Annotated in this window: 19 protein-coding genes; 4 read left to right on the top strand and 15 right to left on the bottom strand. The window is 59.5% G+C overall.

The window, feature by feature from the left end:
* The first annotated feature begins 99 nt into the window (after window positions 1-99).
* The 3 genes from HZC36_01530 to HZC36_01520 all read left to right on the top strand — a co-directional run bounded on the left by HZC36_01530 (window position 100) and on the right by HZC36_01520 (window position 2299).
* On the top strand, window positions 100-342 hold the full coding sequence (locus HZC36_01530; GenBank protein MBI5705649.1) for a hypothetical protein: 243 nt from the start codon (window positions 100-102) through the stop codon (window positions 340-342).
* Window positions 343-482: 140 nt separating this feature from the next.
* Entirely contained in the window at window positions 483-1640 is a 1158-nt protein-coding gene (locus HZC36_01525; protein MBI5705648.1) for an alginate export family protein, read from the top strand.
* A gap of 332 nt (window positions 1641-1972) precedes the next feature.
* Entirely contained in the window at window positions 1973-2299 is a 327-nt protein-coding gene (locus HZC36_01520; GenBank protein ID MBI5705647.1) for a carboxymuconolactone decarboxylase family protein, read from the top strand.
* 86 nt (window positions 2300-2385) lie between these two features.
* Here HZC36_01520 and HZC36_01515 read toward each other — a convergent pair whose 3' ends face one another.
* The 5 genes from HZC36_01515 to HZC36_01495 form a co-directional block, all read right to left on the bottom strand.
* Window positions 2386-2769, bottom strand: a complete 384-nt coding sequence (locus HZC36_01515; GenBank protein MBI5705646.1) for a DUF302 domain-containing protein — start codon at window positions 2767-2769, stop codon at window positions 2386-2388.
* A gap of 9 nt (window positions 2770-2778) precedes the next feature.
* Window positions 2779-3006 carry a DUF2892 domain-containing protein gene (locus HZC36_01510; GenBank protein MBI5705645.1) on the bottom strand — a complete coding sequence of 76 codons (228 nt, stop codon included), beginning with the start codon at window positions 3004-3006 and terminating at the stop codon, window positions 2779-2781.
* A 308-nt stretch (window positions 3007-3314) separates the two neighbouring features.
* A complete protein-coding gene (locus HZC36_01505) occupies window positions 3315-3842 on the bottom strand; it encodes an RNA polymerase sigma factor (GenBank protein ID MBI5705644.1) in 528 nt (175 codons plus the stop codon).
* 70 nt (window positions 3843-3912) lie between these two features.
* Window positions 3913-7119 (bottom strand): efflux RND transporter permease subunit, encoded by a 3207-nt coding sequence (locus tag HZC36_01500; protein ID MBI5705643.1) that lies wholly within the window; start codon window positions 7117-7119, stop codon window positions 3913-3915.
* Complete coding sequence (locus tag HZC36_01495) at window positions 7116-8564, bottom strand: efflux RND transporter periplasmic adaptor subunit (protein MBI5705642.1); 1449 nt, start codon at window positions 8562-8564, stop codon at window positions 7116-7118. Before HZC36_01495 ends, HZC36_01500 begins: the two co-directional genes overlap by 4 nt.
* 146 nt (window positions 8565-8710) lie before the next feature.
* On the opposite strand from HZC36_01495, the gene HZC36_01490 reads away from it, so the two are divergent.
* On the top strand, window positions 8711-9073 hold the full coding sequence (locus HZC36_01490; GenBank protein MBI5705641.1) for a tetratricopeptide repeat protein: 363 nt from the start codon (window positions 8711-8713) through the stop codon (window positions 9071-9073).
* A gap of 302 nt (window positions 9074-9375) precedes the next feature.
* On the opposite strand, the gene HZC36_01485 is transcribed toward HZC36_01490, so the two are convergent.
* The 10 genes from HZC36_01485 to HZC36_01440 form a co-directional block, all read right to left on the bottom strand.
* Window positions 9376-9735, bottom strand: a complete 360-nt coding sequence (locus tag HZC36_01485; GenBank protein ID MBI5705640.1) for a hypothetical protein — start codon at window positions 9733-9735, stop codon at window positions 9376-9378.
* Between the two features lie 540 nt (window positions 9736-10275).
* Window positions 10276-11202: an RHS repeat-associated core domain-containing protein gene (locus tag HZC36_01480; protein MBI5705639.1), complete on the bottom strand. Its 927-nt coding sequence runs from the start codon at window positions 11200-11202 to the stop codon at window positions 10276-10278.
* A 514-nt stretch (window positions 11203-11716) separates the two neighbouring features.
* Window positions 11717-13423, bottom strand: a complete 1707-nt coding sequence (locus tag HZC36_01475; protein MBI5705638.1) for an RHS repeat-associated core domain-containing protein — start codon at window positions 13421-13423, stop codon at window positions 11717-11719.
* A gap of 951 nt (window positions 13424-14374) precedes the next feature.
* Window positions 14375-15391, bottom strand: coding sequence for an RHS repeat-associated core domain-containing protein (locus HZC36_01470; protein MBI5705637.1), 1017 nt, complete (start codon window positions 15389-15391; stop codon window positions 14375-14377).
* 125 nt (window positions 15392-15516) lie between these two features.
* Window positions 15517-16185: a hypothetical protein gene (locus HZC36_01465; GenBank protein ID MBI5705636.1), complete on the bottom strand. Its 669-nt coding sequence runs from the start codon at window positions 16183-16185 to the stop codon at window positions 15517-15519.
* Window positions 16186-16519: 334 nt separating this feature from the next.
* Window positions 16520-17587, bottom strand: a complete 1068-nt coding sequence (locus HZC36_01460; protein MBI5705635.1) for an RHS repeat-associated core domain-containing protein — start codon at window positions 17585-17587, stop codon at window positions 16520-16522.
* A gap of 687 nt (window positions 17588-18274) precedes the next feature.
* Complete coding sequence (locus HZC36_01455) at window positions 18275-19087, bottom strand: prepilin-type N-terminal cleavage/methylation domain-containing protein (GenBank protein MBI5705634.1); 813 nt, start codon at window positions 19085-19087, stop codon at window positions 18275-18277.
* 132 nt (window positions 19088-19219) lie between these two features.
* Window positions 19220-20443, bottom strand: a complete 1224-nt coding sequence (locus tag HZC36_01450; protein ID MBI5705633.1) for a phosphopentomutase — start codon at window positions 20441-20443, stop codon at window positions 19220-19222.
* Between the two features lie 4 nt (window positions 20444-20447).
* Window positions 20448-20876 carry a large conductance mechanosensitive channel protein MscL gene (gene mscL, locus HZC36_01445; protein ID MBI5705632.1) on the bottom strand — a complete coding sequence of 143 codons (429 nt, stop codon included), beginning with the start codon at window positions 20874-20876 and terminating at the stop codon, window positions 20448-20450.
* Window positions 20846-23119 (bottom strand): hypothetical protein, encoded by a 2274-nt coding sequence (locus HZC36_01440; protein MBI5705631.1) that lies wholly within the window; start codon window positions 23117-23119, stop codon window positions 20846-20848. Before HZC36_01440 ends, mscL begins: the two co-directional genes overlap by 31 nt.
* Window positions 23120-23127 lie beyond the last annotated feature (8 nt).

Below are 23127 nucleotides of genomic sequence, written 5' to 3'. Positions count from 1 at the left end.
CCGTAGATTCAAATCGGGCCGGCAAACCCGCCATTCTCTCCATGGGGTGGGAGAGGTGGTCCCGACAGAATCGGAATCGCCCCGACCAGGACTTGTTCTATGGATTACGGCAACGGGGCCCGCTCCATTGTCGGCTATGACTTCGGTCAGATCGGTTCGCCGCCAAACTGCCGCACCGCGGAAAATCGTATCCGTGGCAGGCGGTCCTTTCTGGAATGCGATGTGCAGATTGGGCTCAGGTTCAGCGCCAAGCGGAACAGGCTCAAGTTCGGGACACTAGAGAAAGGCAGTTCGGCCTCAATGATCTGCGCTCTGGCGGGCCACCTTTTCAAGAACTGCTGAGAACCTTGTCGCACTTGCTTTCAGCATGTGCGCCTTGGCGTCGCAAGGGGGCGGCGCACCGAATCCTCGATCCTCAGCAGACCGCGGCCAGGGCTGGAGCCCGTGCAGCATAGGGCGGACTTGCTCCAAGGACCCGCACGATGCTCTCAGTACCAAGCACTCCTCCCATCGATCTCAAGCTCAGCCTCGACATGCGCGAACGCTACGAGCGACGCGCCAACCGCGACTTCCTCAGCTCCGCCCCAGACGACCGAACCGACCTCTACACCCGGTTCCGGCCCACCCTTGACCTGCAGTGCGGCGAAGTCAGCGCGGTGCTGCAGTACCAGTTCGCGTTCGGCCAGTGCACCACCCCCACCTCTTTCAACTCGCCGCAAGAGCAGACAGTGTCGCTTGCCTTCGTGAGGATTCCTCAGCCCAAAGGCTCGATCACGCTGGGCCGGCAAAGGCTGATCGAAGTTAACGACCGCCTCGTCGGGCATCTGGAGTGGAACAACGTCGCTCGATCCTATGATGGCGTCCGCTATGTTCGGGGCCCTTGGGAAGCTTTCTATTTCAAGTTTGGCGTCGGCAAGCCCTTGCCGAAGAACGTCGGCCTCGTGGGTCTCGCGCACAGGAGCAACCTCGGCCAGACGATGGCCGTGCTCAAAACCGACAAGACGGTCGCAGGCCCGACCCGTATCACGACGCTGAACCACTTGGCCAAGACGCGCCGGGACGCTACGGAGTATGAGTTCGAGGCAGCCCTTCAAGCGGGACGCGTCGCCGGGAAGGACCACCGCGCCTGGGCGATCCACACCGGGGCGACCTGGATTCAAAGCAAAGCGAGCAAGGTCTATGTGAACCTGAATGCCGCCAGCGGCGGACATAACCCTAACCGCAGCGAAACCTTCGACAACCTCTACCCTGCGGCTCACAAGTTCTATGGAAGCATGGACATGACTGCGTGGAAGAACATGGCCGAGGTGGCGGGCGGGTGGCAGTTCTGTCCTGAACCCAAAACCGACGTGCACGTTCACGGCCACTACTTCCAGCTTCTGGATTCAAAAGATGCATGGTACGGCAAGATGGGCGCCCCAAACAAGGGTCCGAACGGGGTGTTCCTCGATCCGACCGGCAAGAGCGGAAGGCAGGTCGGGCTGGAACTCGATCTGGACGTTACGCACCGGCTTTCGAAGTCCGCGACTCTGCAGTTTGGCTTAGCGGAGCTACTACCCGGCTCGTTCATCAAGAAGTTGAACGGCGGCTCCGCGAGTCCGCAAACTTGGGTCTATGTGATGCTTTTGCAGAAGACCTAAAGGGTTGGGTGAAAGGAAACTGGCGATTTGCAGGATGTATTCCGGAGAGCTGTAGGTCGTAGGTGGCAGGTCGCTGGTCGCGGGGTCGCAGGTTGCGGGTTTCGGGTCACAGGTCGTGGGGCGTAGGTTGCGGGGGGCACTCCCCTCCTCCTGCTCTGGAGGAGAAGGGGGTTGGGGGGTGGAGGTTCCGGGAGGTGAGTGGCGCGTGCCTCTCACACCACCCACCGTCCATCCTCCCCCGGTCCCCCCTTTGCGTCCTCGGTGTGAAAGCCCGTGCCCTTTCGCTTCAGCCCGCGAACGGGCGATAATGGAAGCAGAGGACCCGGACCCCCATGCCGAAACTGCCAAGCCACTTCAAGAAGTTCATGACCGAGCAACCCGCCGTGGGCGCCGCCTATGGCAAGTTGAGCGACGCCGTAGCCGAGGCGGGCCCGCTCGACGCAAAGACGCGCGCGCTCGTCAAGCTGGGGCTTTCGCTCGGCGCCAAGATGGAGGGAGCGGTCCATAGTCAGGCGCGCAAAGCCTTGGAAGCCGGCGCCACCCGCGAGGAGATCCGCCATGCGGTGCTCCAGGCCACGACGACCCTCGGCTTCCCGCAGATGATGACCGGTATTGCCTGGGTGGAGGACGTGTTTCGGAAGGAAGACGAGCGGGGATAGCCGGTAGCCGCCGGCTTTAGCCTGCGTGGGAAGGGGGTATGGAACACAGGGACACAGGGACAGAAGGGCCCTCTCGAGGCGCTGCCCTAGAGCGACCCCAGCGCCCCTTCGATCCTCTCGGCGGCTTCATCAGCAAACGGAGAGATGCCAGGGTTTTCCAGCCACTTTGCCATCAGCCTTGGGTCCTGCGAGTCGACGACAATCTCGCCGCCTTCCTGCCTCACGACCACCGTGCAGGGTAGAAATACGCCGATCTTTGGGTCGATCGCCAGAACCTGAGACGCGAGCACGGGATTGCAGACCCCGAGGATCGTGTAGGGCTCGATGTCCTTGGCGATCTTGTTCTTGAAGATCGCCTGAACGTCGATCTCCGAGAGCGTCCCAAAGCCCGCTTGCTGAAGCACCGCTTTGACCCGCTCGACCACCTCGGCGAAATCTCCCGCCACCCTGTATTCCGTGCAAAAGCTCATTGCTATCTTCTACCTCAACCCTTCATTGGATGGGTGGCGGTTCCAGGGCAATCGCACGATGACGTGGACCATCGGACACACGTCGGTGAAGCCCGCGAACAGCAACCCCACGCCGACAAAGGCGGTCAAAAAGAGCCAGTTCAGGCTGACCAGAGTTGCGAGCGATAAGCTCGCGAGAACGAGAATGCCGACGGCCAGGCGCACCTGCCGCTCGATGGTCCAAAGGGTTTGCTTCATGGTGAAGAGAGGCAGGGGGCTGGGGCGAGGATTCACATGGGTCCGCCATGGGTGAGGATGAACGAGGGTGTGTGAGGCCGAGCGAGAGTGAATGATTAGGACCACTCCCCCTTCGGCGGGGAGATGGGTGAACAAAGCGAATCGAAGGTCCCGATGCGGTCGCGGCCCAGTGAGGAAGAAGACGCGATGCGAAAGGGTGAACGCGGAAGAGCCTTCCCACACCGCGGGGGAGAGGACAGGCCGTCCGAGCCTGGCCGGATCGGGAGTCGGGTGACAATTCGATTTCACGCTCCGGCAATCGCCCTGCATCACCCCGCGCCGCAGATGCCCGAGTCCAGCTCTTGGCGGACCCTTAAGCGCGCGCGGTGAAGGCGCGATTTCAGGTTTCTCACACCGATCCCCAACCGCTCGGCGGCCTCCTCGGCGGAAAGCTGCTCGATGTCGCGCAGCATGTAGGCCTCGCGATAGGGTTCTGGCAGCCGCTCGACGGCATGCCGAACGCACTCCCTGATTCGCCCCTCATCGAGCATTGCGTCAAAGTCGGGCGCGACAAAGGGCTCCTCGGCGTCGGCGAGCGCCAGGATCGGAGCCAGGGCCTCCTTGTGCTTCATCCTGCGGCAAATGCGGCGGCCGATGGTGGCCAGCCAACCGCGCATCGCACTGGGGTCGCGAAGCTGGTCCATGGCGCGGTAGGCGGCGAGGAGAGTCTCCACGAGCACGTCCTGGGCGTCGTCGTAGTTGCCACAGACGCGCGCAATCTGCCGATAGACCGCGTCTTTGTGCTCAGCGACCAGCCGCTCGTAGCGGCTGTCTGAATCAAGGGTGGGGATGGCGATAAGCTAATGATGGCCTATCGCCGCCTTGCTTGTCCCAGCCTTCAAAATTCACTCCTCGTGCCTCGCGACCTCAGCTCTCCTGCTGGGCCAGGCCCTCCTTCCCCTGAAACAGGAAGTACAGCACCGGAACCGCGAACCTTGAGAGCAGCGTCGAGGCGATTTCCCCCGCCATGAGCGAGATCGCAAGGCCCTGAAAGATCGGATCGAATAGAATCACAAACGACCCCACGATGACCGCCGCCGCCGTGAGCAGCATCGGGCGGAACCGCGTGGCGCCCGCGTCGATCACCGCCTGCTCCAGAGGCAGCCCCTGACGCCGGCGAAGCTCGATGAAATCCACCAGGATGATGGAGTTTCTCACGATGATCCCCGCCCCGGCGATGAAGCCGATGATCGAGGTCGCGGTCACAAAGGCGCCCATCAGCGCGTGGCCGGGGAGGATGCCGATGAGCGTAAGCGGGATCGGCGCCATGATGACCAGGGGCGTCTTGAAGTTTTGGAACCAGGCGACCACCAGGATGTAGATGAGCACCATCACCGCCGCAAAGGCGATGCCGAGATCGCGAAAGACCTCATACGTGATGTGCCACTCGCCGTCCCACTTCATCGTGCTGGCGTCCGTGGTCTCGGGGAGATGCGTCGAGAGCACGTTAAGCTTGGCCCCGCTGGATAGCTTCAGCTTGTCGATGGCGGCATTCATCTGCAGGATCGCATAGACCGGGCTCTCCTGTCGGCCCACGACGTCGCCGGTCACGTAGACCACCGGGAGCAGGTTCTTGTGATAGATGCTCTTGTCTGTGGCCACTTCAATGGGGTCAACGATCTCCGTCAAAGGCACGGCGGCGCCCCCCCTGGAGAGCACCGTCAAGCCTGTCAGGTCCGAGATGCTGCTCCGGGCGCTTCGCTCGGTTCTTAGCGTGATCGGAATGTCTTCGCGTGCTCCCTCATCGTGCAGGAGGCCAACTTGTGCGCCGCTCAATGCCGTTGCGAGCGCGCGGTTGGCGTCCGCCACGTCCACGCCCAGGATGCCGGCCTTGGTGTCGTCCACCTTGAAGCGGATCGTCCGCTGGTCGTCGTCGACGTACCAATCCACGTCGGAGACGCCCTCCGTGGTCTCGAAGACCTCTTTGACGCGCCTGGCCGCGTCGAGGCGGGCCTCCTGATCGGGGCCATAGACCTCGGCCACGAGCGTCTGGAGCACAGGCGGCCCCGGAGGGATTTCGGCGACCTTGACCCTTGCTCCCAGCTTCTTTCCGAGGGCCACCAGGTCACCCCGAATGCGCTTGACGATCTCGTGGCTCTGGGATTTGCGCTCGCCCTTGGGCGCCAGGTTAACCTGGATATCGGCCTGGTAGCTCATCGAGCGGTTGAAGTAGTGCCGTACCAGGCCATTGAAGTTGTAGGGGCTCGCCGTGCCGATGTAGATCTGGTAATCGGTGACTTCCGGCACCTTGGCGCCGTAATCAGCTAGCTGGCGAGCCACGGCAGCGGTCTTCTCCAGGCTGGTACCCGTGGGCATGTCCACGATCACCTGGAACTCGTTCTTGTTGTCGAACGGGAGCATCTTCACGATCGCCGACTTCGTGGCGATCAGCGCGAAGGACCCCAGGAGCAGAAGGATGATCAGCCCAAAGAAACCGAGCCGCGCCTTCCAGGACCGCAGCAGCGGCGTCATGATCTGACGGTAGACCCTGGTGAGAAAGTCCTCCTTGCCTTCGCCATGGTGGGCTTCGTGCTTTGCGGTCTTGAGCAGGCGCACGGCGGCCCAAGGAGTGACCACAAACGCGATTAGCAGCGAGAAGAGCATCGCGGCGCTCGCGCCAACGGGGATCGGGCGCATATAGGGCCCCATCAGCCCACCGACGAACGCCATGGGCAAGATCGCCGCGATGACCGTGAAGGTCGCAAGGATAGTGGGGTTGCCCACCTCGTCCACGGCAAGCACGGCGGTCTTGAGCGTGCCTTGGCGGTCGGCTTCGGGAAGGCGCAGATGGCGAACGATGTTCTCGACCACGACAATGGCGTCATCGACCAGGATGCCGATCGAGAAGATCAGCGCAAAAAGCGTGATCCGGTTCAGCGTGAAGCCATAGAGGTAGAAGACGAGGAGCGTGAGCGCGAGCGTGACCGGGATTGCCACGAGCACGACGAGCGATTCCTTCTTCCCAAGCGCCAGGGCGATGAGAACGGTCACCGAAATGACGGCGAGGAACATGTGATAGAGCAGCTCGCCGGACTTCTCGCTGGCGCTTTCGCCGTAGTTTCGGGTCTCGGTGAGCGTCACGTCGCCGGGGATCAGGGTGCCTTTGAGAGTCTCGACCTTGGCGAGCACGCGGTGGGCCACGTCGATGGCGTTCGCTCCCTGGCGTTTGGCGACGCTGATGGTCACGGCTTGCCGAAGCTCCGGGCCCTTGGCAGGGTCCTTGCTCGCCGGGCCATAGCCGAACTGAACGTAGCTGCGGGCTTCCTCGGGGCCATCGGCGACGGTAGCGACGTCCTCGACGTGCAGGATCCGGCCTCCTTGGGACCCAATTGGAGTCTTGGCCACGTCCTCTCTGGTCTTGAAGTAACCGCCGGCCTTGACGGAAATTTCGGCGTTGCCCTGGCCAAAGGCGCCTGCTTGCGCGCTCTGGTTGGATGCGCCTAGCGCACGGGCGACGGCATCGCTTCCGAGTCCATAGCCCGCCAGCTTGGCCTGGTCCAACGTGACACGGACCTCACGCCTCAGGCCGCCGATGATGGCGGTCTCGGAGACCTCGCCGACGGATTTGATCTGCTCCTCGACGCGGCCGGCGATCTGGCGCAGCTCGTAGGAGCCGAGGGACGGGCTGTGCAGCGTAAGGGCGAGAATCGGGACGTCGTCGATCGATCGAGGCTTGATGATCGGTTCGCCCGCGCCGGGAGGGATGTTGTCGAAATGGGATTGGAGCTTCTCGCGAAGTCGGACAAACGCCCTTTCCTGATCCTGTCCCACCAAAAACCGGACCACGACCATGCCCTGGCCCGGGCTGCTGGTGGAATACACATATTCGACGCCGGGGATCTCCCAGATCAACTTCTCCATCGGGGTCGTCACGCGACGCTCGACGTCCGCCGCCGAAGCGCCCGGAAACGGCACGATCACGTCGGCCATCGGCACGATGATCTGGGGCTCTTCCTCGCGCGGGGTCTTGAGGACCGCGAGCCCGCCAAGCAGGAACGAGGCGATGATGAGCAGCGGGGTCAGCTTCGAATTGACGAACGCTGAGGCGAGCTTGCCGGCTATTCCGACCTTCACTGGCCCGCCACCTTCGCGCCGTCACGAGCGTTCTCGCGGCCGCGGGCGACGATCCGGTCGCCGGGAGCAAGCCCAGAGAGCACTTGGAGACGCTCTCCCAGGGTCCTGCCGGTGGTGATCAGCCGAAGGCGGATGGTGCCCTCAGCGTTGACGGCGAAGATGTACCAAAGGCCCTCCTTCTGCCAGGCCGCCTGTTTGGGGACCAGAATCGCTTTGGTTTCGCCAAGAGGAACGAAAGCGCGGCCGAACATCCCAGACCGGGCCTCACCCTCTTCGGGCAGCGCGATCTTGACGAGGAACGTGTGGCTGGCCCTTTCGCCCTGAGGAACGACCTCGTCCACCTTGCCCTGAAGGTCCGCGCCCGTCGCATCGATGTGGACCGATATCGGGTCGCCGACCTTGAGCCTGCCGATGTGCTTTTCGGGGATCGAAGCCTCCAGCCGGAGCCTGCCGCCCTCCAGAGTGAGGAGCGGAGAGCCCGGGGTCGCCATCGCGCCGGGATCGACGAGCCGCGCCACGATGCGCCCTGCGAATGGGGCGGGAACCGACGCATAGGCCAGGGAGACCCTTGCCGAACCCAATGCGGCCTTCATCTGGGTCGCCTGAGCGCGGGCGCCTTGCACCTCGCTCTCGCGCACACGGTTGTTGAGCGCGGAGGCGCGCGCCTGGGCCAGTCCGGCTTGAGCCTGCGTGAGGCCCGCTTGAGCCTGCTGAACGGCTTCTCGCGCGGCGCGGAGGTCCTCGGTTCGTGTGCCTTCCTGGGCGATGCGCAACGCCTCGGCAGCCGAATCGCGCTGGGCGACGGCGAGCTCATAGGCGTTCTGGGCGACGTCTAGCTCCTTCTTCGGAATGGCGCCCTGGGACGCAAGGCTGGCCACGCGGTCGAGGCGGGTCTTTGCGAGGCGCACGTTGGATTCCGCCTGCTCGAGTGCCAGCCTGGCTTGTGCCTTCTCTTGGGTGCGGGGCCCCGCCAAGGCCAGGTCGAGTTTGGCTTGAGAGGCGTTGACGTTCGCTTGAGCCATGGCCACCTGCGCCTCGGCCTGGGCGATGCGTGCCACGCTGGATTTCGATTCGAGCGCGCGCATGGTCTCGGCGGTCCGGACGCCGGCGAGCGAGGCATTGAGGTTGGCGTTTGCCGCTTCGACGCCCGATGAGAGCTCGCGGCTGTCGAGCGAGACAAGGAGCTGCCCCAAGCGAACGTCGTCACCCTCCCGAACGCTGACCGACGTTACGCGCCCCATGACCTTCGAGCTTAGGGTTGCGTTGAGCTGGGCGCGCACGGCGCCGCTGGCCTCGTAGACCTCGGGGATGGAGGTTTCAGAGACGGTTTCGAGGGTCAGGCCCGAGACGGGCTCGCCTGCGGAGAGTTCGGCGGGAGTGGGTTTGGGAGCACTGCACCCGGCAACCGCCAGCAAGAGCCCTCCCCAAAGGGTTCGTTTATCCATGATCTGCTTGGGAGAGGCCGCGATTTGGCGCAAAGATTCATAAAGCTGCCCATTTAGCCTATGCCCCATGGCATCGGCACGAAAGAGAAATCCCAACAAATTCGCCACCCTAAGGAATCGAGCGCAATCTAGGCGTAGAAGGACGGATGATCGAACATAGCGAGGCCTTGATCAAAGAGGGCAAGTGGGACGAGGCCGAGGCCGCGCTCCAGATTTTCGTCGATGCACATCCGGTTCACCCCAAGGGGCATGCGCTGCTCGCCATGTGCCTGGGGCGCAAGGGCGACATCCCTGGCGCTTCGTTGCATTTCCAGCGGGCTTGGGCCCTGGACCCGACCGATTGGGGAACGGGCAAGAACTTGATCAAGTGCTATGAGTACCACGGGAAGCACAGTGAGGCGCTCGAGGTTGCGCACCGCATCCAGGACCTGCGCCCGAGCGACCAAGAGAATATCGCCGCGATCGCGCGGTTCAAAACGGCGCTCAACATCCTGGACCCGACGTACTGATTTGTGGGTTTTAGGTCTGTTCGGACCCTCAACGCAGGGCTTTGAACTTCAACCCACAAAGTGGGTAGCCACACAGCAAGAGGACTAACGGCAGTCAGGGCTCACACAAAAGGAGGCCACGCAGTGGCCAGCCGGTTCAGAGCGTCCCAGGTGTAGCTCGTGGGCGTGGGAGACGGCCAGCCCGAACCCTGCCTGGCTGTCCTGTTGCCAAGGATGCCGTTCCTATATTCTATGTTCACCAGATTCCCTAAGAGTAGTCTTGTTTCCTATCTCAGCAGTCTGCGACTGCAGCCACCCGAACCCTACACGTCCTCTGATTGCCCACCCGAAGGGTGGCCGGCCGAAGAGTTGTTATAGTCCTCCTCCATCGCCATCTGGCCATCGTAGAAGTACCGCGTCGTCGGGTTGTTCCCGGCCTGGTTTTCGTCATAGTGCCCAGAGCCAAAGAACGGGTTCTCCGGCGGGACCCAGGTGATGGTCAGGCCTTCGATCTTCTCGATTCTCATGCCGTCCGCGCGGTATTCATAGCGTGCGCCGGAGGTCGGTCCGCAGATGTCCGTCGCGCGGTTCAGCGCATCCCAGTTGTAACGCCAGGAACCCGTCTGCTCAAAATCCCGCCAGCTGCGGTTGCCCAGGATGTCGTTATTGAAGTCTACATCCATCGTATATTCCAAGTTTTGCCTCGACTCGACGCGCAACCCCGATGATCGGGGCAGCAACCCGAAACCTACACTCCCTCTGATTGCCCACCCGAAGGAGGGCTCGCCGCATTATGCAGTGGCCCATCGGAAGCTGCCTGCACTATTGAGTTCATCTCCACAGTCGTAATTGGCTCAATATCCGAAGCTAATGTTGCGAAGCGCGACCTAATGAACTCCTCGACTGTTTCCTGCTCAGAGAGCTCCTTAATGGTTATCCAATCGAAGCGCATGCTTCCCGTCAAGAAGGCCGCCCTATTTACTCTCCGTACGAGACCACAACTGAATCCTCCTCGGCGTTGCATGGCGTCTCTTAGCTGACACAGGGACGAATAGGCTTCATTTACGCGTCTTCGAGGTGACTCGTGGGAGGTGCCGGTGTACGCTGAAAGTGCTTTCTCGGCTAATCCACGTAACTTCTTGTCAGCAATCATCGACGAGGGCACATTATCTGGCCCGTCTTCCTTCGCCATATTAAGGAACCAGTGAAGCCATCGCATGGGTTCAGTCTCCGCCGATGTTCTTGCTACCCCAGTCAAGCGAAATCCTATCGATTGGATCAAAAGCCGCAGCCTCTCCACCTAAAAACATGAACCACTCAGCATACTGAAGTAACATCACACCCGCTGCAATCGCCTTTGCACCACCGTGAGCCAAGATGGCTCCGCCGATGCGCGCGAATGGGTTGCTACTTGCCGCAAGCCCTTGACCCATTCTCGAAAGTGCACTTCCGACACCGAACATCATCTGGGCCAGGGCAAATAGTGCGTAGCCGGCCTGATTTGCCACAAGTTGGGCTGCTAACTTAGCTAAGTTCATGCCGCCAATGGTAACTAAGAGTGGCTGAATAGCAGCCTTAAAGGCGTCCCATAGGTCGTTTTCGCCAGATGCGTCAAACTTGTTAACTGGATTATTCGTTGCATATTGGAAGTAGTTTCTCCCATCTTGTGCAGGATCCTCGCTCACAAACCTCCCCGTAGTCGGCTCGTAATACCGAGCCCTCATATAGATGAGCCCGGATTCATCATCCTGAACATGCCCAAGGTTAGCGCAATAGCGTGGTTTGGGGTCGCCGGTGGTGTTCCCGGAACGGATTTTCCCCCAGACGTCATATTCTCTTTGGTCCCCGACCGAATAATATGGGGTGCTGCCCGACCGCCCGATCGTCGCGATCATGTTCCCATGCCCATCAAAGATCGGAAAGCCGACCGTGGTCGTGCTCCCGTTGTACGTCTCCATGTAGTCGATGCCGCGGGCGCCGATCCCGTATCTCGTCAGCAGAGCCGTGTTGTTCGAGTGCGCCTCGTAGTTCTCCACTTGCATCTGCCCGTCGTAGAAGTAGCCCGGCGCGGCAAGACGCGAGGTCTCTCCAAACCTTACTTGCGCTTCTCGCATCCCGATAGCCATTCCCCTCTCCAGGACCATCCCCATCTTAGCTCAAGACGAACCACATTCCGAGCACTCTAGCTCTCCACTACCAGCAGTCTGCGACTGCAGCCACCCGAACCTCACAATTCCTCTGATTGCCCACCCGAAGGGTGGCTAGCCCGTTGCAGACAGTCAACCTCTGACCAATTCCCATATCAAGCCAGTAGATGCTATGAACACAAAGATAGAAGACCTAAGCGCTGCCACTATGTACGAGGCTCTCCGAACACCGGCACTGTATCCAGGCGGCCTATCGCAAACCCGAAGCCGAAAGTAATCATATATTGAGACTGAAGCAAGGGCCACAATGCCGAAAATGAGTATTGCAGTACTGATCGCCCCAACAGTGAGTGCAACAACAAGACCAGCTATCTCAGGGTACGGAGCACAAATTGCTTTCCTTACTGTACGTTCGTCTGCCGATCGCGTCACCATCCCCTGAACAATTGCATATTGCGTCATTGATAGTAAGCCATAAACGACAAACGCTGCGATAGTGGCTACCACAATATCCATGTCATCCTCCAAAGAGAGTATCGAGAATATCGAGGCCTGAGCCTACTAGCTGTTCGTCGATTACGAATGCCTCGACTAAGAATCTGTTCATAACCATTGCCGCGATAGCAGATCCCGCAACAGCTCGGCCTCTACGCATGTACACATCACCTTCCACGATTAAGCCTCTGGCTTCAGCCTTCAACATCTGCGTCTCGAAATTGAATGCTTTGGCTGCTTCAATACGATCGGGATCGTTTGAAATGGGCAAGATTGACGGCCTCCAATCCGCCTGACTTAGCATGAATAATCCGTCACACTTCATTTTGAAGCCTAGGCCGAAGTAGATCGCACCAGCCATCATCAGGGCCAAACCAACAGCATAGGCAATGAGTTCTGCACGAGAGAAGTGGCCGTCTGCATCTACGCAGGCTACAGGGTTATTTAGGGCATATACATACCAGTTTCTGCCATCAAGGTGGCTATCTTCACTCACAAACCTCCCGGTCCAGGGCTCGTAATAGCGCGCTCTCATGTAGATGAGGCCGGACTCGTCGTCTTGCACATGCCCCAAGTTGGCGCAATAGCGGTTCTTCGGGTCTCCGGTCGTATTCCCGGCCCTGATGCGTCCCCAGACGTCGTATTCTCTCTGGTCGCCGACTGAATAGTAAGGCGAGGAAGTAGACCTTCCAATCGTCGCGATCATATTGCCGTGGCCATCATAGATCGGGAATGCGACGGTGGCTGTGCCGCCATTGTAGGATCGCTCCAAGTAGTCAATGCCTCTTGCGCCGATGCCGTATTTGGTCAGCCAGTTGTTCCCGCTCAGGTAGGTCTCCTTGGATTCCACCTGCATCTGCCCGTCATAGAAGAAGCGGGCCGAATAGTCCACGTCTCCGGGGTCGGCTTCGCCCTCCTCATGCGCCAGGCCCGACACGTGGTTCTTGTAGACCCGCATCCCATCGGCCCGATAGATGTAATCGTCATGCCCAACCCCTGAGGAGAAGTACGTCATTCGGTTCAGGGCGTCCCAGGTGTAGCTCGTGGGCGTGGGAGACGGCCAGCCCGAGCCCTGCCTGGCTGTCCTGTTGCCAAGGATGTCGTTGGTATAGCTTGAGTATCCGGGGCTCGCGGTCATTCTGTTCAGGTTGTCGTAGGTCCAGGAGCCTGAGATCGTCGAGTCTGAGGCTCGGTTGCCCGCGTCGTCATAGGTCCAGGTCTGGTACTCGTTCGAGATACCGTCATTGTAGTCTACGTTGACGAGGTAATCCAAGGACGAATCGTAGCCGTAGTATTCCGTGCGGTCGGTGGCCCAACTGCTGCCCGAACCGTGTTTCCAGGTGGTGGCGGTGCGAAGGCGGGTGGAGGTGCTGTAGGTGTAGTCCTGGGCCAGGAGGGGCGCACCGGTGAAGGCGCCGCCGGAATAGATGTCCCAATAGTGCTCGACGTTGGACGCCCTGCCGGCCGGGTCGTAGAGATAGCGTGCGCGGGCTCTTCGCGTGGCGGGGTGGCTGTTGTCATACCACCTTTGGCCAGAGCCGGGGGTCCAGCTGGCGGTCTGGGCAAAGGCGGCGTGGGTGAGGCGCCCGGCGGAGTCGAAGGCAAAATGGAACTCCTCCGACGTGCTGCTCCACGATCCACCTGAATACTGCTGCGTTTTCGGCGCCTGGAACACCCTCTTGGCGCCTTCTGGCGAACCCGCTCGGACATAGTCCAAATACTTCCACATCCGAAACCTCATCAGCTCGCCCAACCTGGCCCTAACCAATCAAGGAGACCTTCCATAGCACGGGAAGCACAAGCATGCTGACCGTGGCAGGCACAGGAATCAACTCGATCAATGCAATCTGAGAAAGCTGTAGCGAAGTTAGAAAAGTTCCTCTCTCGAAATGCACATGGAATCTCCACTGTATAATCCTACAGCATGCAACTATGCTCAGGCCGTAAAGCGGTACGTAGCCACCGGAGTAGGCCCAAGCAGACAAACCAAAGGGCAGGTCCACAATAGCAAATCTGATTGCCCGCTCTCGAAATCGCAATCCCGGATCATATCGCCCGCTATAGCCAGCTCTTAAAGCTTGAATCTCAATTCCACGACCAGCGAAGAAGAAGTAGGCTCGATTAAGCACAGCATATGCAAGCAAGCACAACATTGAGGCGACGATCGACTCCATTCTCTCAATTCCACTCTATGAAGTCCATCGGTCCATCCGCAATAAGAGCCAGGTCCAAGAGCACCACCATTAAATGGTGGAGCCATCCTCCACTACAATTCCCTGGTATCCCCACCCGAAGGGGGGCTAGCCGACTATGGTGCGGGCAGCCATACATAGAGGAGCGATCTGTCACTAATTAAGCATCATGTCCGAACCGATGATCATTATCAGGCCGCAGACACACAGTACCTTTCCTAGCGTGTCTTTCGAATAGACGGCCCGACCTTGGTCTGCTAGCTTTCCAGTAGGACGCCGGACTATCCCGGAGCCAACAGCAAGGCAAAATCCAGCAATTCCTGCGAGAAAGAACGGGATCCTAACATAGTGCCCGATAACAGCGAATGCGACGAGAGGAGATAGCCCAGCGATCGCGCTTCTTGCTATCGCCACAGGCCATGGCTGCGGCCCCATTATGATCACACCCAAGGCAAACATCCAGAACCCGACCGACACCAGAGCAGTAATCAAGGAAGCCCCCACACCCAATTATCAGGATCTCCTTCGGCCGCACCCATCAGTAGCCCAAGACAAGCCAATCCGGCCTCACCGAACATGATCATCCCGGCCCGAATATTCGAGCCTCCAAGTTCATGCTCGTAGATCCAAACGCAAGACGCGGTGACAAGTCCGGCAGCATAATAAGCTTCTTCGTATAGTAAGTATCCGATTAGGAGCATGAGCCCTCCTATCGCCATATATGACCCTGGGTACTCGCCTTTTGGCATTAGTAGCCCGGCAAGTACAAAGGCACCTCCAAAGAACATTAGCTGGGCCGCAAAGAGCCTTAAGTGCATCTCAATCACGCGAGTTACCTGTTCGATCCAAGCAGGCTCATTGCCGCTTGGATCGTTCATTACCGTGGGCATATTCCTGGCGTAGATGTACCAATTCACCGAATGGCGAGCGCTATCCTCACTCACAAACCTCCCTGTCCCCGGCTCGTAGTAGCGGGCGCGCATGTAGATGAGACCTGACTCATCGTCCTGCACATGCCCCAGATTGGCACAGTAGCGGGGTTTGGGGTCGCCGGTGGTATTGCCAGCCCTGATGCGGCCCCAGACGTCGTATTCCCTTGTATCGCCAGTAGAGTAATAAGGAGAAGAGGCTGACCGCCCGATCGTCGCGATCATGTTGCCATGGCCGTCGTAGATCGGGAAGCCGACCGTCGTTGTGCTTCCGTTGTACGTCTCCATGTAGTCGATGCCGCGGGCTCCGATGCCATATTTGGTCAGGAGGTACGCCCCGTTCGAGCGCTCTTCATAGCTCTCCACCTGCATCTGCCCGTCGTAGTAATACTGCGAGATGTAGTCGATCCCTGGGTCCGGCTCACCCTCCTCGTGGATCTCGCCCGACGCGTGGTTCTTCCAGATTCTCATGCCATCGGCCCTGTAGGCATAGTCGTCATGCCCCACGTCGCCGACTCCCGAGAAGTAAGTCATGCGGTTCAACGCGTCCCAGTGCATGTAGCCGAGCATAGCCATGCCGCCCGAGGTGTCGGTCTGCGTCCTGTTGCCCAGGATGTTGACATTGTAGTCAGCGTTCACCGGATTATGCAAGCTTGTCCTCAACTCCAATCACAGCAGTCTGCGACTGCAGCCACCCGAATCTACGTTTCCTCTGATTGCCCACCCGAAGGGTGGCTAGCCCGAGCCCGCATGTAGATCAAGCCGGACTCATCGTCCGTTGGATGCCCCAGGTTGGCGCAATACCTGTTCTTCGGGTCGCCCGTTGTGTTACCTGCCCGTATGCGGCCCCAGACGTCGTATTCCCGGGAATCGCCGACTGAATAGTAAGGCGAAGAGGCGGATCGTCCAATGGTTGCAATCATATTGCCGTGCCCGTCGTAGATCGGGAAGCCTGTGGTGGTGTTCGTGCCGTCGTACTTCGAAATGTAGTCGATGCCTCTTGCACCGATGCCGTACCTGGTCGTGGTGTAGGTCGAGGAGTTGTTGTAGTCCTCCTCCATCGCCATCTGGCCGTCGTAGTAGTAGCGGGTGGTGGGCAGGTTTTGGGACCAGTTCTGGTCGTAGTGCCCAGAACCAAAGAAGGGGTTCTCCGGAGGAATCCAGCTCAGCGTCAACCCCTCCACCTTCTCATAGCGCATCCCGTCGGCACGATATTCGTACCGGGCCCCCGCCGAGACGGTGGCCGTGATCTTCATTCGGTTCAAGGCATCCCACTCATAAATCGCTCCGCCGGTGGATTGATCGTAGTTCCGGTCAAGCCGGTTTCCCAGGATGTCATTCCGGTAGGTGTGCTCAATTCTCCAGCACATTCATTTGCTCATAGGTTCGTTGCACGTTCGCCCTTGCATTGGAGAAGTAGCAGTGCTGTGAGAAGAATCGCTTGGCAAACGCCAACTATCAACAGGATCATGGTGTTCGACGTTCCGTCAATAAGAGAGGCGTACGCAACTGCTAACGGCAAGCAGGCTGCAATCGCAAACAGGCGACTCACGCCTATGGACAAAAAGCTCCCATACTGAGTAAAACACAACAAAACAAGTAACACACGCACCGTCTTGTGCAGGAACAACGAAGCTCCCGGAAAGAGCCATGCTGAGATAGCAACCAGGATGACCACTACATGCATCGTTAGGTGCAGCGCAATTACGGATTTGGTGCCCATTGATCTATCAGTTTATCCATTTCGGAGTCAATCATCGCGATGAACGTAGCAATTGTGACGGCATAGACTGCCGACACGAAGACAGCAATCCAAGCATCAGCTTTACTCCTTGCAAGGTTCAGCAAAGCCGCCGTTTCTGTGATCCATACCTTTCCGAGAAGCATGGACACCGAAGTAAACAGACCGTTCTGAACCGCCTTTCCGAGAATGCGAGCTGGGCTCAGGTTCCCCGTGCCACGGTCTGACTCCACGATGGCTTCCTTAATGCCACCATACATTGCAGCTCCGATACCTATAGCAAACACCCAGTCCAGAAATGAGTCAAGTACGAACGCCTTACCGTTCGGATCAACTCCTGAGACTGGATTGGAATCACCGTAGACGAAATAGTTGAATCCGTCGCGAGCCGGATCCTCACTTACAAACCTCCCCGTCCAAGGCTCGTAGTACCTCGCCCGCATGTAGATGAGGCCGCTTTCATCATCCGTGGGATGCCCGAGATTCGCACAATAGCGGTTCTTCGGGTCGCCGGTGGTGTTGCCAGACCGGATCTTGCCCCAAACGTCGTACTCCCTCGCATCGCCTGTGGAGTAATAAGGCGAAGAGGCAGACCTTCCAATCGTGGCGATCATATTGCCATGGCCGTCGTAGATCGGGAAGCCTACCGTCGTTGTGCTCCCGTTGTACGTTTCCATGTAGTCGATGCCACGGGCGCCGATCCCGTATTTCGTCAGCAGAGCCGTGTTGTTGGAGTGAGCCTCGTAGTTCTCCACTTGCATCTGTCCGTCGTAGTAATACTGCGAGATATAGTCGATCCCTGGGTCCGGCTCACCCTCCTCATGGACCATACCTGAGGCATGGTTCTTCCAGATCCGCATCCCATCGGCTCTATAGGCGTAATCGTCGTGCCCGATGCCTTCGGTGTAATACGTCATCCGGTTTAGGGCGTCCCAGTGGTAGTCAGTCCCAAGGTAGCCCGACTTGTCCCGGTCGGTCCGGTTACCAAGGACATCGTTTGTGTACGTGTAGCCGCCGGCGCTCGCGGTCATGCGATTGAGGTTGTCGTACGTCCAGGTTCCTCCGCCTGAGAAGGTGGAATCGCTGGCCCTGTTGCCGGCATCGTCGTAGGTCCAAGTCTGGTACTCGTTGGAAAGGCCATCGTTATAATCTACGCTCGTGAGGTAGTCCAGAGCCGAATCATACCCATAGTATTCGGTTCGGTCGGTCGTCCAGGAGCCAGACGCCCCATGCTTCCAGGTTGTGCCCGTCCTAAGGCGGGTCGTGCTGTCGTAAGCGTAATCCTGCTTGAGGAGCTTGGTCGAGGTGTAGCTTCCGCCCGAATAGGCGTCCCAATAATGCTCGACGGCGTTGGCCCTGCCTGCGGGGTCGTAGAGATAGCGTGCTCTGGCTCTGCGCGTGGCGGGGTGGTTGTTGGTGTAGGCGGTCTGCGCCTTAGGTCCGAGACACCGGACCCCGTAACGAGTTCTCGGTCTCCATCCCCCTCACCCGGTTCACTGCGTTTACCGCCTCTCCCCGAGGGTGCGAGGTGAGAGGCCCCCGCACCCCAAAACCCCGGACCCCACACCCTACACCCAACACCCTTCACCTTGCACCTCCATACACCCAGAAGCCCGGCGCGGGGGCCGGGCTTCCGGTGAGGGAGGAGTGTCCGAGTTAGTCGTTCTTGGGAGGAGTGTCAGTCGTTCGATGACCCTTCGATGAGAGTCAAGCGCAGGCTATTCTGCGTTGCCGTTCCAATATTTGTCCTTGATCGCGACGTCCGTGCTGTCCACCTTGAGCTGGTTGACCGCGCGGACCTTGGCGTGGCCGTCCAGCCAGGTCACGATCACCTGGTCCTTGCTGAACCTGGGCCAGAGCTGTCCTTGGCTTCGGGCATCGGGCCACACGCCCACCCATCGGCTGGGCGGCTCGATGCGGGAGTAACCGATCGCCGAAACGACCGTGCTGCCGCCGGGGCGGGTCTTGTCCTTCATCGTGGCTTCGGCGAACATGACCGTCGAGGCCGGGGCGCTCAGCGAGGTCGCCGAAAGGCCCGTGAAGTAGTAGGGCGTGGGGTTGGTGCCGTTCGGGTCTTGGCCCATGATCTGTCGGTTCAGGTAGCGGTAGTTGAACCCGTAGCTGGGGTTGGCGCCCATGATGTAGTAGTGGAGCTCGTTGTTTTGGTCGAAGCGTCCACGGCCCTGGCTGTCGACGAGGGCGGGGTCGTCGGCGCGATCGTTCGGGCAAAGGAAGATGCTCTCATTGGTGGTGTAGGGAAGGAGGAGCACCGGCCAGTAGTAGAAGCCCTGCGTCGAGGGGATCGTCAGGTTGTTCGCGTCGTAATAGTAGAGCGCGGGGGTTGAGTCGTCGTAGTCGTTCAGATACATCATGCTGGCCATGCCGATCTGGCGCATGTTGCTGATGCTGACGGTCTTCTTTCCTGCGTTCTTGGCGGCCGCGAAGACGGGGAAGAGGATCGCGGCCAGGATCGCGATGATGGCAATCACCACGAGCAGCTCGATGAGGGTGAAGGCTTTTCTTGCTCGCATGGTAAAGATTCTGCGAGCTTGGGAGTTCAAGTTTTTGACAATTCTGATGATCCCTGTTCAAGGATATCCTGACAGAAATGTATCGGTATCTGGGGCATGGAATCGCCAGAATGCGCAAATCTGACGATTGGCTCAATCCAGGAGGATCGGTCCCTCGTATCCGGCAATGCCCAGGTGTGCGGCGACCGTGCGGCCGATTGTTGCGAAGCCCTCGATGTCCCCCAGAGGGTTTTCTCCCGGCGCCGTCGCGCCTACAGCCACACCCGGCACGTACTCACGCGTGTGATCGGTCGAAGCGTCGGTGGGGTCGTTTCCGTGGTCCGCGGTCAAGATCAGCAAGTCGTCGGGTGTCAGTTTGCCGATCAGGGGGCCGAGAACTTCCCGATCGAACTCCTCCAGGCAGCGCGCGAAGCCCTGTGGGTCGTTTCGATGCCCGTAGCGCATGTCGGTGTCCTCAAAGTTGGCGAAGATGAACCGCGCATCGGTTTCCAGCGCCCCCCAGAGCATCTCGGCGTGCTCGGCGTTGTTCTGGGTGCGTCGAACTTGCCGAAACCCCCTGCCCCCGAAGAGTTCGGGAACGACCCCGATGCCGAAGACGTCTCCGATCTCATCCGCCAGGTTGCGGGGCGGCGTCATCGGGAAGTCCTTGCGGTTGTCGGTTCTTGTGAACCCCGATTCGGGGTCTCCAACAAACGGCCTGGCGATCACGCGCTGAACGCCATCCGGAGGTACGCAGAGCCTGCGCGCAGTCAGGCACCATTCGTAAAGCTGTGCCACGGGCACCACCGCCTCATGGCACGCGATCTGGAACACACTGTCGGCGCTGGTATAGACGATGGGGAATCCTGTCTCGACGTGGAGTTTGCCGAGCCGAGCGATGATCTCAGTCCCGCTGGCGGGGCAGTTTCCAAGCGTCTGCGTGCCGATCGCTGCTTCGAACTCCTTGAGAAGTGGAATCGGGAAACCGTTCGGATAGGTTGGAAAGCGCTCGCCTAGCACGACGCCCATCATTTCCCAGTGCCCCGTGACCGAGTCCTTGCCGCCCTTGGATAGAGGCTGGAGGCGGGCCCAGCTGGAAAGGGGGAGTGAGGGGGTGAGAGGGTGAGACGGTGAGTCGTGGAGACGGTGAGACGGTGAGTCGGTGAGGGAGGCGAGGCCGTGAAGTGCGATTTCTGCTGCAGGGATCCCGCCTGCCGCAAGGAATCCGATCTCGGCAAGGTACGGCGCAGAAAATCCGCCGGCCGCGTCCCACACGTGCCTCAAGGTCGAGGGTTCGCCGACGTCGCCGAACTCGTGGGAGTCGGGGGCGAACCCGGCTCCCACGCCATCGAGCACAATCACAATCGCCCGTTTCACGGGGCTATTTTGACTTCAAGAGGTCGCGAATCTCACCCAGCAGCTTCTCTTCATTCGAAGGCTCGGCGGGAGCTTCCGGCGCCGGCGGCGCCTCGCGCTTCATCTTGTTGATGGCTTTCACCACGAAGAACACGGCAAACGCAACGATGATGAAGTTGACGGCCGCATTGAGGAAGAGACCGTAATTGAGGGTCACGGCGCCCGACTTCTGAGCGGCTTCCAGCGTGGCATTCTCTGGCGCTTGCGCTCCTGGGCTAAGGGTCACAAATAGATTGGCAAAGTCCACCTTTCCCATCAGCAGCCCAATGGGCGGCGTAACGATGTCTTTGACAAATGAAGCGACGATGCCCCCGAAAGCCGCCCCAATGACCACGCCTATGGCGAGATCGATCATGTTGCCCTTCACGGCAAACTCTTTGAATTCCTTAAGCATTGTTCTATCACCTCCAAGCCCAACGGACCCCCGCTAGGACAGGCACGGAAAGCAGGGAGTTCCAAATACCTCGGTTTACTTCTGCCGCCCGCTATGAACGGCAATCTCTGTGAAGATCCTCGTGGTTGCGAATGACTTCGCCGCCACACGATCAAGTGTTCGACAGGGCAGGAGGGTTTCCTCCTGCCCTCGGCCGCGTCAGGATTCGGCCCCGGGGGCATTCCTGCAAGGCTGTTCCCCCGGCCGGGTAACTTGCTCATCCCCCAGCTGGGCTGCATTCCGAGGCCGAAGTCGATCACGTTTCCGCCATACAAGTCATATGACTGAACATACACGCTGCCCGGCAAGTTGTATTGCAGCAGCAGGCGCAATCCGTCGGGGCTAAAGGTGGGTCTGGAGAGATGCGGGTCGCCAAACACCAAGCGCTCATCCATACCGAACTGGTCACAAATGACGATCTCTGAACCACCGCGCAAGACGGCTAGCATCAATCCGTTTGGACTCAGGCTGGGCTCGGCATAGTCGATGGTGTCGTTGACCAACACATAGGTGAACGACGGAAAGGCACTGTAGGTCTTCGCGATAGCCTTCTTGGAGCTGGCGGTGGTCTTCTCGAAGTAGATGGACTCGCCATCGGGTGTCCAGCAAGGGATTCTCGAGGCGGTGGTGTCGGCCGTGAGCTGTCGTATGCTCCCGCTGGCGACGTTGACCACATAGATCTGCTTCACGCCGTTGGCGCCGGTGGCATCAAACGCGATCTCCGACCCCGTGGGGTCCCATTGCAGGTGGTTCACGGAGAGCGTGCCGTCCGTGATCCTTCGCTGTCCGGACCCGTCGCGGTTTGCCACCCAGATTTCGCCGCGGCCCTGTGCGTTGAACTGTGCGAAGCAGAGCATGCCGGTGCTGTTGGAGACGTTGGGCGAGTAGACGAAATTGGCCGAGCTAACAAGGACTCGGTCGTTTGACCCGTCCCCGTCTCGGGCGTGTATGGTGTGCAGTGTCGGATCACAAAAGGCAACGTAGGTGTCTTTGGGCCCGAGATCCTGCAGAAGGAAGGGCTGCATGATCTGGAACGAGCCCAGATTGAAGTCCTTCTGCTGCTCCCAAAGTGTAACGGGGCCGATCTTGAGGCTGCCGCCTGCAGAGAAGCCAAAGTCCGCGAGTCCTTCGACCAGGAATCCGGGTACGGGAGCGCTTTGATAGCTGACTCTTGCCAGAGCCTTTACCACGTCGGCAGTCACGTGAAGTTCGCCGATGCCGAGAACACTGGCGGCGACCTTTGGCCGAACCAGGCTCACTCCCATCTCCAAGGCGCCGCGATAGGTAGGCGGCTTGATCTTTAGAGTGGGGGTGAACTCGTTGATGAGTTGCCACCCTCCGGATGCCATGTACCGTACGCCGGCGCGAGCGTGAACGCCCGCCTTAAGAACGAACTGGCCTTGGGCATCGAAGCTCCCCTCCAGCCGCATCATCAGTTGAACGTCGCAGTTGATTCCCAGGGGGCCAAGCGCCGTCACCGGAATGCTCACGTTCAGTGAAACGGGAAACTCCCTAACGAAAGAGCCTGAGAGTTTCCCTTGGGCCGACAGCGAACCATCGATATCCACAAACGGAGCCACATAGAACTCATTCACCGATATCAGGCTCTTGTCAAGGCGTGTTTCGATCCCGGCGTTCAGGTGGACTTTGCCATCCACTCGCACGATCGGTTCGTCGCTATCGTTGTTCAGCCGGAAGTTGGCCAGGACAATGTCGATGCCGCCATCGCCTCGCGATGCCCCGCTGCCCTTCGATCGAGACTTTCCGGGAGCCGAGAAGGTCACGCCAGGCGCAGCGGGCTGAAGTTTCAAGAGGTCATCCGTCGTAAACGGCACGTGTTGCGAGATGTTCGCGGTAGCAAACACGTCTTCGAGGCCGGCTTCCGAGGTTTGAACAGTCGTCATGTCACCGACCGTGTCGGCGCTGACCACCTTCCTTACAAAACGCTTGGGGCCAAGTTCGTTGTGCACGATAATGTTGCCCGGGACGACAGCAGGCCCATTTCTCAGGACAACGGTCGAACTCGTGACGGAGTCAACGTCCGTTCCGGTCTTGTCGAGGTCGATCACGCCTGCCCTAAGCGTGAAGCCGTTCAGGTCTGAGCCACGTCGGCCGGGGAACTTGCCGTTGCAGCCTGTCAGCAACAGGGATCCGAGAACGGCGCACAAGGCGAATGCCTTGAAAAGGAACTCATGGGTCTTCATGAAGTTTT

Source organism: Armatimonadota bacterium (assembly GCA_016223145.1).
GTDB lineage: Bacteria > Armatimonadota > Fimbriimonadia > Fimbriimonadales > Fimbriimonadaceae > Nitrosymbiomonas.
This window is presented reverse-complemented; position numbering and strand designations above follow the sequence as displayed.